This is a genomic window from Methylomonas sp. BW4-1 (genome assembly GCF_052474385.1).
The window spans coordinates 5,056,100-5,070,874 of record NZ_CP184125.1; the positions used below are offsets into that span (position 1 = coordinate 5,056,100).

A 14,775-nucleotide genomic window follows, 5' to 3' on the forward strand; every position below is an offset into this window, starting at 1 on the left:
AGCCGATGATCCTGACGCTAATCTTGGCAATCTGTATCGGCCTGCTGTTGGGCTTGTTGGGTGGCGGCGGTTCGATTTTGACGGTGCCGATGCTGGTTTACGTGCTGCATGTACCGCCCAAGACCGCTATCGTCACCTCATTTGTGGTGGTAGGCGTCTCCAGCCTGATGGCGTTGATCCCACATGCGCGGCGCGGCCATGTCTGCTGGAAAAGCGCGCTGGTATTCGGTTTGGCCGGGATGCTCGGCGCATTCGGCGGTGGCCGTTTGGCCGGGCATTTTTCCGGGGACTGGCTCATGGTGTTTTTTGGAGCGATTACCTTGTTGACGGGTCTGGCGATGATTTTCAAGAAAACGCCAAGCCAGCCGGCTGTTGAGCAGACGTTACCGATGTGTCCTTTACAAACACCGGTATTGCGATTGTTATTCGACGGGGTTTTGGTCGGCGGGCTGACCGGCTTGGTGGGGGTCGGTGGCGGATTTTTGATCGTGCCGGCATTGACCTTGCTGGTGGGTTTGCCTATGCCGGCGGCTATCGGTACGTCGTTACTGGTTATTGTCATGAACGCCAGCGCCGGCTTGAGCGGCTACGCGAATCACGCCCAACTGGATATTCCCTTGATGGCGTTGGTGACGGCGGGTGCGGTAATGGGCAGTTTTCTGGGTGGCTGGTTATCCAACTTCATCAGCGCGACCGCGTTACGCCGCGGGTTTGGTTGGTTCGTGATACTGGTGGCGGTTTATGTATTGTTTAACGCGCTGAGCTGGCAACTATGGGCATCGTTAGAGCTGTGGCAGGATGACGAACGTGCCTGGCGACGAGGCTTGGCAGGATTGGCCGCCTTGTTGGCGCTCGGTTTGATAGGTAACCGCATTCATAGCCATACGCCGCGCAGAGAAGCGTTGCCAATGTCGCCCCGCCATCACCTTTGAATTAGGCTAGACTAATATTGACGGTTGTGCTACGCCGTTGATTCCGCCATCCGGTGCCAACCGCCTGGCGTATAACTATAAAAAATCGTTTGAGGAGGGTATATGTCTTATTCAATCAATACGTCACGTCGGCGCTTTTTTGCACAAAGTGGAGCGGGATTAATGGCGTGGGCTGCGGCGCCCGCATGGCTGAGAGCGATGGAGAACATGGCCGAGATGCCGACGATGCCACCGCGCAAAGCCTCGGCCAACTTTCATCCGGACGTGGAATTGGACTTGATCTGCAAACCAAACGCGGTGGCTATTTTGCCCGGCCAGCCCACGCGCGTGCAGCAATATTTTGCCAAGTTGGTGAAGGGACCAGCGCAGACTTTAACGGAAATTCCCGGCTCTTATTTGGGGCCGATACTGCGCTTCGAAAAGGGCCAAAAGATCAGAATCAATCTGCATAATCAGCTTAACGAACCGAGCATTACCCACTGGCATGGTTTGCATGTACCTGCGGAAGTGGACGGGCATCCGCTGTACACGATAGACAGCGGCCAAGTGTTTGTGTACGAATTTGAAATGCTCAACCGCGCCAGCATGAATATTTACCATCCGCATCCGCACAACACCACCGCCAAGCAGGTTTATCATGGTTTGGCGGGTGCGATTTTGGTGAACGACGAGGAAGAACGGCGCCTGGAACTGCCTGGCGGCGAATACGAAGTGCCGATCGTGATTCAGGACCGCAAGTTCGACGCGAATAATCAATTGCAATATGTGCATGCCATGCACGACAGAATGATGGGTTTTTACGGCGACCGGATTTTAGTGAACGGTCGCCCCAATTTTCAGCTCGACGTAGCCAGTCGAGCTTATCGTTTCCGCGTCCTCAACGGCTCAACGGCGCGCATCTACAAACTGGCTTGGGACGACAAATCGCCTATCACCGTCATCGGCACCGATGGCGGTTTGTTGGAAGCACCGGTCAATAAACCTTACGTGATGCTGGCCCCCGGCGAGCGTTTGGATATTTGGGCGGATTTCAGCGGGCGTAAAGTTGGCTCTCAGTTGGTGTTGCGCAGCCGTTCTTTTTCCGGCGTATTGCCGGGCATGGCCGAACGGATGATGGGCGGTGGTCAAGGCGATCATGGCCGTATGGGTGGCGGCATGGGTATGCATGCTAGCGCCATACCGGTGGGTAGCGACTATCCGATTTTTACGGTGAAAGTCACCCGGCAGCAAAGTGACAGTCCAAAATTACCCAACAGCCTGGCGAAAATTAACCATTACAGCGTAAACGACACCGTCAACCCCGGTAAACCGGTGCCCATCGCTATTTCGGAAGGGCCGATGCGCATGGTTTTAAATGGCCGGCCTTATGCCTATAACGATGTTTTGCCGAGCGAGCGCATTCCCGTAAATACCGTGCAATTGCTGGAAATTTTTCATGCGCATGGCGGTGGCGGACACGGCGACAAAGCCGGTGGCGAGCACGGCAGTGCCGAAAAGGCCGATGCCGGTTCTCACAAAATGGGCGGTATGGGCATGATGGGTGGTATGCGGCATGGTGATAACAACCAGGGCGAAGGTGAGCATCGGCGCATGGGTATGATGGGCATGCATCACGGCGGCGAGAACGCAGAAGCCGGTGAGCATCAGATGGGCGGCATGGGCGGTATGGGAGGCGGTATGGGTATGATGATGTCTATGGCCCATCCGATTCATTTGCACGGCCAATATTTTCAAATCCTGAGCCGAACCATCGCCAATAACGAAAGCGCAGATTACGCCACGGTTAAAGAGGGTTTTATCGAAGGCGGCTGGAAAGACACGGTGTTGGTGATGCCGGGCGAGCGGGTCAAAATCATCAAGCCCTTCCAGGATTTTAAAGGTTTGTTCATGTACCACTGCCATAACCTGGAACATGAAGATATGGGCATGATGCGCGATTTCCTGGTGGTCTAACCGGAAAGCGCCAATTGTCAGGGATAGGGATATGACGATGATCAACAGGCATTTGACGATCCAGGGCATGCACTGCCCTGGTTGCGAAGACACCATTCGCCTAGCGCTGGCCGATTTGCCGAGTGTGATAACGCTGGATGTCAGCTATGCGCGCGCGACGGTGGATGTGCAATTCGACGACCAGCTTTCCGACGAAGCGGTGATAGACCAAGCCATTCGTGCCAAGGGTTACGCTGTGGCACTGACGCCGCGGCCTGCCGGCGGTAAGCTGAAAGGCCTGTTGATTTTTCTGTTGTTATTGTTGGCGGTCGGCGGCGTGACGTTCTGGGGCAAGAGTTTGATGCCCGGTGTGATGCAACAAATATCACCGCACATGGACCAAGCGGTATTGTTGGGCATCGGTTTTCTCACCGGTTTTCATTGTATCGGTATGTGCGGCGGTTTTGTGGTGGGTTACACCGATCCTCGTCAAGCCAAGTCCCGCCAACTGCTGGCGCATTTAAGTTATGCAGTCGGCAAGACCTTGTCCTACGGCTCACTCGGCGCCGGATTTGGCTTGTTGGGCGCTACTATTGCGATTACCCCGCCAATGCGCGGCGGACTGGCGTTGGCGGCCAGCCTGTTTTTGTTGCTGTACGGTCTGAAGATGCTCAACGTCTTTGCGGTATTGCGCCGTTTTACCTTGCGCATGCCCAAGGCTGTCAATCGCCAGCTTGCCGATGAAATGCGCAAACCGCGCAGTGCTTTGCGTACCGGCTTGTTGACCGGTTTTTTGCTGGGCTGCGGGCCGTTACAGGCTATGTATGTGATGGCCGCCGGCAGCGGCGACCCGCTACAGGGCGCGTCGATGCTGTTCTGGTTTGGTCTCGGTACGTTAGCGCCGTTGCTCGGATTTGGGTTCTTCGCCAGCCTGTTGTCGCAGGTTTTCATGCGCCAGTTGGTAAAGGTTTCCGCAATATTGTTGATCGCGATGGGTGTGATGATGGCGCAGCGCGGTTTGAAAATCGTCCAGGCAGGCCAGATGCCCGTGGCGATGCCAGCGCATAGCCAATCGGTTCAATGAGGTAAGGTGTTATTACTGGCCTGGTCGACCGTGACTATTCGCAAGCCAAGCGACGATACCTGAACGGGCAGTTACAGATAAAGGAAGACAGAGATGAAAAAATTATTACTGATTGCGGCGTTGGTGTTAACGGTTTCTACTGTCCAGGCCATCCCACCTTTCGATCCATCGCGCTTGGACGAAGTGCAAGAGCGCGGCAGCCATGTCATGCCGTTTGCGCTGGAAAAAACCCTGCACATCTTCAATAAGACTGACACTGGTGGTATTCAACAAGTGATCGCCAAGGATGCCGCTGACAGCCAACAAATTGGCTTGGTGCGTAGTCATCTTTCGCAACTGGCTACACATTTTGCGGCTGGCGATTTTTCAGGGCCGCAGCGCATTCATGGGGATGACATGCCGGGGCTAAACGCCTTGGCGTCGGCAGCCGGGAAAGTCAGTTTTGCCTATCGGGAATTGCCGAATGGTGCCGAGATCGAGTATCGGAGTGAAGATAAGCAGCTGATTGGGGCAGTGCACAGCTACTTCGATGCCCAACTCAGCGACCACGCCCGCCATGCTGTGCCAGGCGGACAACAAATGCATCACGGCAAACACCACCCCTGACAGTCGGGATTGAAATGCTGCGTGCATCTTCAAAGCCGCTATTTCGCCGGGATTCTCGGCATTCAGATGTGTAGGGATACGTTGGAGTTTATCCTAATTGGCTTTTGATGGTCGCTCTTAAACACAGGATCGAGCAGTGCTGCCGAAGACTAATTCTTCAACCATTCCTGGTTTGGTAGCCAATTTCTGATCCATTCCTGCAAGTCTCCGGCCGGCATCGGCCGGGCGATGCCGTAGCCCTGCGCGTTATCACAGCCAAGTTTCAGCAATAGCAAGCCATGTTCATCGGTTTCGACGCCTTCGGCTATTACTTGCCGATGAAAGGCGGCGGTGAGATTGATAATGCCGGCGACGATGGCCAGATCTTCCGGGTCGCCGAGAATGTCGCGAATAAAGGATTGGTCGATTTTTAAGGTGTCGGCAGGTAAGGCTTTCAGGTAAGTTAACGACGAATAGCCGGTACCGAAATCGTCCAATGCAAAGCCGACGCCCAGTTTTTGGCATTCCTTCATTACGGCGGTGACGCGGCCAATGTCTTCCAGTGCGGCTGTTTCCAATATCTCCAGCTCCAGGCAGTGGGGGCGCAGTTGCGGATGCGCGGCAAAGCCGGTTTTCAAGGTTTCGACGAAATCCTGGTGCAGTAAGTGGCGCGGGGCGATATTGATGCTGATGGCAATGTTCAAGCCCATGTCTTGCCAGGTTTGCAGGTGATCCAGGGCGCGGGCCAATACCCAATTGCCCAGGGCGATGACCAGTTCGGTGCCTTCTATGTCGGGTAAAAACGCCGCAGGCGACAATAAGCCGCGCTCGGGATGCCGCCAGCGAATCAATGCTTCCGCACCCAGGACTTTACCCAAGCGCATATTGACCTTGGGTTGGAAATACAATTCGAACTGGTTATTGAGCAGCGCGGCTTCGATTTGCGTTAAGGTTTCGCCGCGGACTAGCGCTATCCTGTCCAGTTCCTGATCAAACAGGTGGTAGCGATTTTTGCCGCGCTGTTTGGCGACATACATAGCTTGGTCGGCATGCCGCAACAGCGTGTCCGCGCTTGCCAGGTCGTCGGGGTATAGGGTAAGGCCCACGCTGGCCGATACGCAGACCTGGTTATCATCTATGCTGAACGGTTCCGCTACTTTGCAGAGCATGCGTTCCAATACCGCCTCGCATTCGCGGGGATCATTAAAATCCAGCAAGAGCAGCACAAACTCGTCGCCACCGATGCGGGCTACGGTATCCCCGGCTCTGAGACAGTCGCGGATCCGGAGGGAAATTTCTATTAGCAATTGATCGCCCGCTTCGTGGCCGAATTGATCGTTGACCGGTTTAAAACCGTCCAGATCCAGATAGCATACCGCCATATGGTTGCTAGCTCGGTGCGTGTGGGCCAGCGCTTGGGCGAGACGATCTGCCAGCAACACGCGGTTGGGAATGCCGGTCAGTGGATCGAAATGGGCGATGCGTTCTAGATCGTATTCATGGTTCTTCAGCGGCGTGATGTCTGCTGATAAACCGATGTAATGATGAATTTTTCCGTCTTCGTCTCGCACTACCGAAATAGAAGTTAGTGCCGCAAAAACTTCGCCTTTTTTGTTGCGGTTCCAGAGTTCGCCGCTCCAATGATCGTGTGCGTTTAGCGATTGCCACATGGCCTTGTAAAATTCCGCGGATTGCCGACCGGATTTGAGGATGCTGGGGTTTTTACCTAAAACATCCTCGCGGGCGTAACCGGTAATTCGGCTGAATGCCGCGTTAACATCAATGATGCGGTTCTCGCTGTCGGTAATGACGACGCTGTCGTGAGTGTGGGCGAACACGCTGGCCGCCAAGCGTTGTTCAGCTTCGCGGCGTTGCAGTTCTTGACGAAATTGTTCGCGTTCCAACAGGTTGCGAATCCGCAAGCGGGCGATTTCGATACTGATGGGTTTGGTCAGATAGTCTGCAGCGCCCAAGGAAAAGCCCAATGCTTCAGCTTGAATTTCGTTCAATGCGGTAACGAACACAATCGGAATGTCTTTTAACAGCGGATTGACCTTGAATCGCCGACAGGTTTCGTAGCCGTCCATATCCGGCATCATGATGTCGAGCAGAATTAGGTCAGGCGGCTCATCCAGCGCCAGTTCCAGGCCTTTTGCGCCAGAGGTGGCGATTTGAATTTGATAATCGTCCTGCAACGCTAAACCCAACAAGGCCAGATTGGCTGGGGTGTCGTCGATGGCGAGAATTTTTAACTGTTTGCTGTTCACTCGGTTTGTACTCCGTCCCAGCCCAAGACAAAATAAAGCTGCCGTAATTGCTGGTGTGCCTGATCGAATTTCATTTCGTTAACCGATTGAGCTATTTCGGAAAACTGCGGCTCTAGCGCACTAGCGCGGAGTAAATTCTGCAATGTCTTAACGTGGTTAATGGCATGGAACATGTTTTTGGCTAACAAATTATCGAGCTCGTCCATTAGTGGCCGCATTTCTTCGTTGCTATTAAGCAAGGCGATGTCTTCTGTGCTGATTGTCGGATCGGCCACCGCAAAGACAGTTTGCGCGGGATAGACAGGCGTATCTCGATAATGCCCGGCCTTGACTGCTTTGGAATACAATTCCGCGCAAGGCACAGGTAAGCGCTGTTGTTCTGAATTATGGCTATGCAGTTGACAGTCAACGAGCTCGCAGCGAATTCTGAACCAGAATCGGGCGCCCCTGCCGGGACTACTTTCCACGCCGGCTTCCCCCTGCATCAGTCCGGCAAAGCGTTGGACGATGGATAAGCCCAGACCGGTGCCGGCGTAACGCCGTGTCGAACTGGCGTCAATTTGGCTAAAGGGTTTAAACAGCAGGCGCTGTTGTTCGGCGGCAATCCCGATGCCTTGATCGGACACGGAAAATTCCAGTTGTGCTTGCGAACCTTGCCGATGCAACTCTATTACCTGGATTTTGATCGCGCCTTGATTAGTAAATTTGATGGCATTACTGACCAGATTTGACAGCATTTGCCTGACTCTGATTTGATCCAGTAGGTAGCATTGCTCGCTGGGTCCGAGCCAGATGGTTTCGAGTTGCAGGTTTTTCTGATGTGCGCTTTCCCCAAACAGCGACTGGACTTCGGTGATGATTTGCCGAGGCTGCGCGGCAGAGTAAACCAGCTCCAGCCTATTCGCCTCGATTTTAGACAAATCCAACACATCGTTTAACAGGGTTAATAGAGTCTGTCCGGATGCGAGGATAGTGCGGGCGCATTCTTGATGCTTGCTTGGGTCGCAGTCAGGTAGACTCAGCAGTTGCGCCATTCCCAAGATACCGTTCAACGGGGTGCGGATTTCGTGCGACATGGTGGCCAGGAAATTACTTTTGGCCTGGTTCGCGCTTTCCGCGATGCGGGTTTTGATTTCATTGCTCAATATCAGCGCCATGTGCGAGAAAAACGGCGATAGATAATCGCGCATTTGCGCGGAGCCCAACATATCGGTCATTTTGATGGCACCGATTAATTCTTTGCCCACCTGCAAGGGCATGACCCAGGTGCAGGCAATAGCCGGCGTCATGCCGCGCAGTAGCGTGTGCTCAGAATCCGTGGCTTGTTCGACAAAGCGGCGCTGCTGAAAAACTTCGTTGATTAAGGGATCGTCGATATGATCAATAATTTGGCGTTCGCCGGCTAAATTGGCGTAATGGATTGCCCCCGCGTCCAGATAATAAATTTCGACATTACTGCCGCCCAAACTGCCGCACAAAGCAGTCATTAAGCTCTCTAACAATCCTTCGACGCCGGCGATGGGGTTTAACAACTCCAGCATGTGCAGGATCAGATACAGATTGGCTTTTTCTTCCGAAAGTTTGCGGACGCGGGTTTCCAATTGCTTGACCCGTTCCTGCAACTCTTGATGGGAAGGTGCTTGGGTCATTGTTCCGCAGCAAGCCGGCGTTGAATGGCATCCGCCAAAACGGTTTCCAAATGCTCCAGACCGACATCCATCCATGCCAGCGGCAAATCCACGAAGCGCGCAGCGGTTTCGGCGGCGGCGCTGAAATCGCCGTTACACGGGGTACGCAGCGCCAGAATATATTTATGGCTACTGTGAAATATCTCCCTGATCACCGTCATATTGGCGCCGAAGCAGGCGGTGATCATGGGTTCCCAGGTCAAGGCCCAGTCTTCCAGTAAAAAATACGCGCCTTTTTCCAGTTCCTGCATGAATAACTCGTAGCCGAGCAGCATGACGATACAGTTTTGGCCGTGGGTGCGGCAGGTGTGGTGGCCCTCCAGATATTTTTCCATCAACGGGTGGCAGCCGCCGTAAAACACCACGGTTTTTTCGCCGAGTTTCTCGCGTTCTTCCAGCGCCTGATTCAGCTCGGTCGACAAACGATTCAGGTAATTGTGCAAGGCCGAATCCAGATAATGGGTATGCACGTTCCAGTGATTTTTCGCGATTAGTCCGTCCACCTCCTTACGCAAAATGCCGCAGCCCACCATGGTCAGCGGAGTTTGATTTTCCGGATGTATCGCGAAGGTTTTCATGGCAGTCTCCCGTATTCGAATGCTGCATCGACCATAGTCCGAATGTTGGCCTCGGGCACGGCCATTGGCATGACACCGTTACCGAACAAAAAATGGCCGCCGGTTTTGCCGATTTCGACAATACGCTGCACTTCGGCGCGGGTTTGCTCGGCGCTCCAGTGAATCATTTTAATATCGTCGATCACCCCACAGGTCAGGCCGCGATTACCGATCAGGCGTTTGGCTTCGGCTAAGTCGGCAAGTGGGCTAATGTAGTGAGTTTTGATGTGAAGTTCATCGAAAACCAAATCGATCACATCGTTAAAACCTGCCATGCCGCAGTAATAAACGATGTCCTCATTTCCGCCCGGCAGCAAGTCCCGCCGCATCCAGGGCATCACCTTTTGCTCAATTTGCTTACGGCTGACGAAATACGGCGAGCCAAACGGCGTGGAGTAAATCAACACATTGGCGCCCAAGGCCCGTAAGGCGGCGATTTCTTGCCGGCAGAAATCCGAGCATTTGCGCAGCAGTTCGTCGCGGACATCAAAAGGGCCGAGCAGGAATAACTCCATCCATTTATCCATACCCATCAAGATGGCCGGCAAGGTGGTCGAGGCCGTGACGTAGGCGCAAATCGGATGCGTGCCGCCGACTTCGCTGTGCAAAATCTTTAGACAGTCGGAAACCGATTGCCAGGCCGGATGCTGTGTAATGTCGGTGGGAATGTTGAGTTTGGCAATGTCGTCCAGGTTTTTGATGACGAAGTCCGCGACATTTGGAACGCCGTCGTCGGCAAACAGGATTTCCCGGCAACCCAGCAACTCCGCTTCCTTGCCAACATAATGCAGGCTCCAGATGTTGTCGTAGCCGTAGCGCCGCAACAGGCGTAATTGGCCGTCGGCCACATATTCGCCCCTGCTGAAGTATTGCTTGGCGGGCATACCCAATTCTCGGGCGCCATGATCGGACATATTGCAAAAAACCGGAATGCGCGGCGCGGGGTTGCCGGTCGCCGTCGCGGTGAGGATTTCCAAAGGTGTCATGGCTTGACCTCGCGAATCAGATCGACGATGACTTTGGCGGCGGTGACGCCATCCGGCGCCCAGGCATCCGCGCCGACCTTGGTGTACAACTCCGGATCGAAACGGTAGGGAGCGCCGCCTACCGCCAGTTTGATTTGTTGTTCCAGACCACGTTCTTGTAACAATCTGCGCACACCCAGGCTGCCTTTTTCGCTGGTGGCGGTGTGGACCATCATCGCGGATACCGCGATGACTTGGGCGTTCTCAGCTATCGCGGTATCGACGAATTTTTCGGCAGTGACGTTGGTGCCCAGATCGACCACATCCACCATCAGCGACTTCAAGCAGCCGCTAACGATCCGTTTGCCCAAGGAATGCAAGTCGCCGTAGGCGGCACCGATGACGACCCGGCCTATCATTTCCGGCGGTTTACTGAATTTTTCCAGCATTTTTTCGGTGACGTCGGCCGCAATTTGCGCGGTCATGAAATGCTGGGCCAGATTGGCGTCCGGATCTTTTTCGATTAAGGTCATCATCAACTCGATGGCCGGGATGACTAATTTGAAGACGATATCCTCGGGGCTGAATCCGTCGTTTAAGGCGTGATTGACGACCTCCAGGGCGGCCGGCTTATCGGTTTCGAATACCGCCTGGTTATAGGATTGAATATAAGCGTCGAGCATTATTCGAATTCCTCGATGGACATGGGCTGCAAGCGTAAATTGTCGATAAAGCAGTTTTCATATTCGAAAACCCCGCCAAGATTGACCACGCGCGCCCGTTGCACAATATTGTTTAACAGACTTGGCCCGGCCGGATTCAACAGCAGTTGTTCGCAGCCGGCCAGACTGGCATTGGCCAGCAGGCTGACCCGTTCGGGGGGTATAGGAGGCAGTAAGCCAACTCGGAACCCGCTGTTTAGGTCCAAATGTTGACCAAAACTTCCGCAAATCCACAGACGATTCAAATCGCTTATTGCCAAGCCTGCGTACGACATCAATTGTGACATGGCAGCGGCTGTCGATGCCTTGGCACGCTGGAAAATATCGATGTCGCTCGCAAAAATGGCACTTTTGGGAATGTCGGCTTGCAATAAAAAGCCTTGTTCGGACAGCGGTTCGGCGAAGCGTCCGGACGGTTTCAGATGCTTTTGGTCCAGTAGCAAGGCAATGGCATCAATGAAGCCGCTGGCGCAGTAGCCGCGCGCCTGGACATCTCCTATCGTCCGTAAGCCGCTTGCCGACACTTTGCAAATCGCGCCGGCTTCTGCGGTTAAACCGTTGCGCATACCTACACCTTCGAAAGCGGGGCCGCCCGGCACGGAACTGACCCACAGGTTGCTGCCGTCCCACACGGCGATTTCGGTATTAGTGCCGAAGTCGGCCAACAGCATCGGTTGCGATTGTTCAGTAATGCCGGTTGCGAGCAGGTCGGCCAGTAAATCTGAGCCGATAAAACCAGCCAGCGGTTGGGCGATGTCGATGTCGGCATGCGGTGTGCGCCATGTCTGCCGCCAGGCATCGGCATCGGCGGGCAGACAGGCGATAGGGCTTTGCCAGTTCTCGGGCTGGTAGAGGCAGTCGCCGCTATTGCCGCAAATCAGCGTTAACATCGCGGTATTGCCCACTATTAATACTTTGCCCAGTTCCGCCAGTATCGGCGCTATTTCGCCCATATCGCGGCTGAGAATGTCGCGTATGCCGACGATGATGGCCGCGCGCGCTTCCCGGCCTATACGGCGGCAATCTTGATCGTCCAGGCGCTCGGCATCCAGCCGGGTCAGAATGTCCGCGCCATGCGCGACTTGTGGATTGATGCTGTAGCGGGTGCCGATGCGTCGGCCGGATTGCCGATTCCACAATGACAGGCGGATATGTGTCGTCCCCAGATCGACCGCCACGCCGTAGACATATTCGGAAACGGTTGGATTGCCCTGGGCTTGATAAAGCGGGGTGGGGTCCAGACTTTTCCAGGCGGAATGCGGCGCCGGATTGTCCAGATAAAGCGTGCAGTCGCTGCGTGCCCGCAACTGGCAGGCTAAGCGTATGCCGCCAGCCAAATCTTCAGGAAGCAGCTTTTGCCGTTCCGCCAGCGTCGGCGGATTAAACTCGCCGCTTACGGTTTGAATCAGACACGCGCCACAGGTGCCCAAACCGCCACAAGCAGCGCGTACCCGCAAAGCGGTGGTGTCGAGGGCTTGGCGTACCGACAGATCGGGTTTGAGCAGTATGCGTAACGTCTGATCGTTACTGCCGACCGTCGCCAGCATATCGCCAGCTGGGGGTGCCGGCCGTCCGGTATCGGGAGGGATGGTGGTCATAGGCGATGGAAACCTGTAGGAGTAGTAGCAATTGCGCTTTCGCTTTCGTTGAGGCCTGGCATGATGGGGTTTGATCTATTCGGCATGGGCAAAACAGCCAGTGGTTTTCCCCTTTTATTTTAGTGTGTATTGGTGGTTTCGCTGATCCAATCTTGCGGTGTAAGCGATTTGTCTTTATTAGATCGGGTTTTACGGCATAAACTCCGTGATATGCGGTTATAAGCAGTGCCAAAAGGCACTTTAGGCTATCGGCACACTGTTCATGCTGGAATGTCATCAACAATCGGGTAAACTTTGCCGATGCGCCAAAAAGCGGGTTCGTGACCGGAATCGGCTTGCCTGAGACGCTTGCAGTCAATCCAGATCATGGTTCACCCAAGCCAACGGAATTTAGATGGAATCCGATAAACAATCGACAGAGCGCCAAGCCACCATTCTGTTAGTCGATGACGAGTCTATCAACCTGTCGGTTTTCGGGCAGTTTCTCGCCCCGTATTACCAGATTTTGGTAGCGACCAACGGGCAGCGTGCGTTGCAATTGGCGGGTGGTGCGCCAAAGCCGGATTTGATTTTGTTGGATGTGATGATGCCCGATATGGATGGGTATGAAGTCATCGGCCAGCTAAAAGCCGATCCCAAAACCGGCGATATTCCCGTGATATTCGTGACCGCCTTGACTTCTGATCTGGAGGAAGAGCGGGGTTTGTCACTGGGTGCGGTGGATTATCTTTACAAGCCGTGTCATTTGTCGATTCTATTGGCCAGAATCAAAACCCAGCTGGAACTGAAGCATGCCCGGGATTGGCTAAAAAACCAAAATACCTATCTGGAAGCCGAAGTGCAACGCCGGCATCAGGAGAATCAGTCTGTACATTTGCAACTATTACAATCGGAAAAATTGGCGGCGATAGGGCAACTGGCGGCCGGCATTGCCCACGAAATCAATAATCCGATTGGTTTCGTCAATTCCAATTTGAACACGCTGAACGGCTATTTGTGCGACGTTTTTTGCGTGATGGATGCTTACAACGCTGCTTTAGCCGAAAAAAACTTTTCGGAGGAGGCGCTGCAAAACTTGCGCACGCTGAAACAAACCAAGCAGCTTGACTATTTGCGCGGCGATATTCCGGAATTGATTGCTGAGTCCATGGAAGGTTTGTCGCGGGTGCGTGACATTATTCAGGATTTGAAGGATTTTGCGCATGCCGATAAAAACGATTGGGAATTGGCCGATTTGCATAAAGGGTTGGATTCCACGCTGAATATTATCAACAACGAGCTGAAGTACCATTGCACCGTGCACAAGCAATACGGCGAGATACCGGAGATTTATTGCCTGCCTTCGCAATTGAATCAGGTGTTTATGAATTTACTGATTAACGCCGCGCACGCAATTGATACCAAAGGCGATATTCATATTAGTACCGGTTGCACGGAGCCGAATGTCTGGGTGGAAATCCGCGATAACGGCAAAGGTATTGCCCCGGAGAACCTGCCGCGTTTGTTTGAGCCGTTCTTCACCACCAAGCCGGTCGGCAAGGGCACCGGGCTAGGGTTGTCGGTTTCTCAGAATATCGTCCGTAAGCATGGCGGTAAAATCGAAGTAAGCAGCCAGCTTGGGCAGGGTAGCCGGTTTCGAGTCTGGCTGCCGATTCGGCCGCCGGAATCGGCGTCTGCCGAATAGTCCGGTGCGTCTGGCGGTTTTTGAATACTAAACTTGCAGAAGGGGCTTTACCTGCCAGACTATGTCATCAATAGACCACTGTTAGTGCAAAATCATGAACCAGGCAGATATTAAAATACTCATCGTCGACGACGAGCCGAACGTGCTGAAAGCGCTGGCGCGGTTGCTGAAACAGTACGAACCCGTTACCGCAACCAGCGGCGAGGAAGCGCTGCTGTTAGCTGAGGAACATAGCTTTGATTTGGTGATTTCCGATTACCGGATGCCGGGGATTAACGGTATCGACTTTTTGATTTTATTCAAGCGCATGCAGCCGGATGCTGTGCGCATTGTGTTGACCGGCTTTGCCGATCTGGAAGGCGCCCAGCACGCCATCAATGAGGCGGAAGTGTTTCGCTTTATCAACAAGCCCTGGAGCAATCTGGAAATTGTCAATGTGGTCGAGAACGGTCTGGCGCACAAACGGATGTTGTTGGAAAACCGGGCCTTGGCCGATCAGGTGCGGGCGCAGCAAATACTCCTGAATGAAAAAGAAGCGATTATTAAAGCGCTGGAAGCCGAGGAGCCGGGTATCACCCAAGTGAATTGGGCGCAGGACGGCTCGATTATTCTCGACGACGAAGATTTTAAATAGACAGTTATTGGTAATTCTTTCCGCGATACCGTTACCCCTGCGAAACCAGAGGTCTAGGTATAAACCG

At 53.8% G+C, this 14,775-nt stretch carries 12 protein-coding genes; 6 read left to right on the forward strand and 6 right to left on the reverse strand.

The genetic code is table 11. The features are described 5' to 3' along the window. Window positions 1-5: 5 nt before the first annotated feature. The 4 genes from ACH5Y9_RS23525 to ACH5Y9_RS23540 all read left to right on the forward strand — a co-directional run bounded on the left by ACH5Y9_RS23525 (window position 6) and on the right by ACH5Y9_RS23540 (window position 4,554). The gene (locus ACH5Y9_RS23525; RefSeq protein ID WP_445367784.1) at window positions 6-932 is read left to right on the forward strand and encodes a sulfite exporter TauE/SafE family protein; all 927 of its coding nucleotides are present in this window, start codon (window positions 6-8) and stop codon (window positions 930-932) included. A gap of 102 nt (window positions 933-1,034) precedes the next feature. Beyond that, the gene (locus ACH5Y9_RS23530; protein ID WP_445367785.1) at window positions 1,035-2,885 is read left to right on the forward strand and encodes a multicopper oxidase family protein; all 1,851 of its coding nucleotides are present in this window, start codon (window positions 1,035-1,037) and stop codon (window positions 2,883-2,885) included. 31 nt (window positions 2,886-2,916) lie between these two features. Continuing rightward, entirely contained in the window at window positions 2,917-3,948 is a 1,032-nt protein-coding gene (locus ACH5Y9_RS23535; protein ID WP_445367786.1) for an urease accessory protein UreH domain-containing protein, read from the forward strand. Between the two features lie 93 nt (window positions 3,949-4,041). Continuing rightward, complete coding sequence (locus ACH5Y9_RS23540) at window positions 4,042-4,554, forward strand: aspartate carbamoyltransferase (RefSeq protein ID WP_445367787.1); 513 nt, start codon at window positions 4,042-4,044, stop codon at window positions 4,552-4,554. A 149-nt stretch (window positions 4,555-4,703) separates the two neighbouring features. Here the strand turns inward: ACH5Y9_RS23540 and ACH5Y9_RS23545 are convergent, their stop codons facing one another. From ACH5Y9_RS23545 to ACH5Y9_RS23570, 6 genes are read right to left on the reverse strand one after another with little or no spacing between them, the layout of a single operon-like run. Beyond that, window positions 4,704-6,800 carry an EAL domain-containing response regulator gene (locus tag ACH5Y9_RS23545; RefSeq protein WP_445367788.1) on the reverse strand — a complete coding sequence of 699 codons (2,097 nt, stop codon included), beginning with the start codon at window positions 6,798-6,800 and terminating at the stop codon, window positions 4,704-4,706. Further along, complete coding sequence (locus ACH5Y9_RS23550) at window positions 6,797-8,449, reverse strand: sensor histidine kinase (protein ID WP_445367789.1); 1,653 nt, start codon at window positions 8,447-8,449, stop codon at window positions 6,797-6,799. The genes ACH5Y9_RS23545 and ACH5Y9_RS23550 overlap by 4 nt, the downstream gene beginning before the upstream one ends. Further along, window positions 8,446-9,066: a DUF1638 domain-containing protein gene (locus ACH5Y9_RS23555; protein WP_415879221.1), complete on the reverse strand. Its 621-nt coding sequence runs from the start codon at window positions 9,064-9,066 to the stop codon at window positions 8,446-8,448. Before ACH5Y9_RS23555 ends, ACH5Y9_RS23550 begins: the two co-directional genes overlap by 4 nt. Continuing rightward, window positions 9,063-10,091, reverse strand: coding sequence for a uroporphyrinogen decarboxylase family protein (locus tag ACH5Y9_RS23560; RefSeq protein WP_445367790.1), 1,029 nt, complete (start codon window positions 10,089-10,091; stop codon window positions 9,063-9,065). Before ACH5Y9_RS23560 ends, ACH5Y9_RS23555 begins: the two co-directional genes overlap by 4 nt. Beyond that, window positions 10,088-10,753, reverse strand: coding sequence for a cobalamin B12-binding domain-containing protein (locus ACH5Y9_RS23565; RefSeq protein ID WP_445367791.1), 666 nt, complete (start codon window positions 10,751-10,753; stop codon window positions 10,088-10,090). The genes ACH5Y9_RS23560 and ACH5Y9_RS23565 overlap by 4 nt, the downstream gene beginning before the upstream one ends. Continuing rightward, window positions 10,753-12,390 carry an ASKHA domain-containing protein gene (locus ACH5Y9_RS23570; protein ID WP_445367792.1) on the reverse strand — a complete coding sequence of 546 codons (1,638 nt, stop codon included), beginning with the start codon at window positions 12,388-12,390 and terminating at the stop codon, window positions 10,753-10,755. Before ACH5Y9_RS23570 ends, ACH5Y9_RS23565 begins: the two co-directional genes overlap by 1 nt. A gap of 394 nt (window positions 12,391-12,784) precedes the next feature. On the opposite strand from ACH5Y9_RS23570, the gene ACH5Y9_RS23575 reads away from it, so the two are divergent. Both ACH5Y9_RS23575 and ACH5Y9_RS23580 read left to right on the forward strand, forming a co-directional pair. Then, the gene (locus ACH5Y9_RS23575) at window positions 12,785-14,074 is read left to right on the forward strand and encodes an ATP-binding protein (RefSeq protein WP_101054488.1); all 1,290 of its coding nucleotides are present in this window, start codon (window positions 12,785-12,787) and stop codon (window positions 14,072-14,074) included. A gap of 94 nt (window positions 14,075-14,168) precedes the next feature. Then, entirely contained in the window at window positions 14,169-14,708 is a 540-nt protein-coding gene (locus ACH5Y9_RS23580; RefSeq protein WP_445367793.1) for a response regulator, read from the forward strand. The last annotated feature ends 67 nt before the right edge of the window (window positions 14,709-14,775 follow it).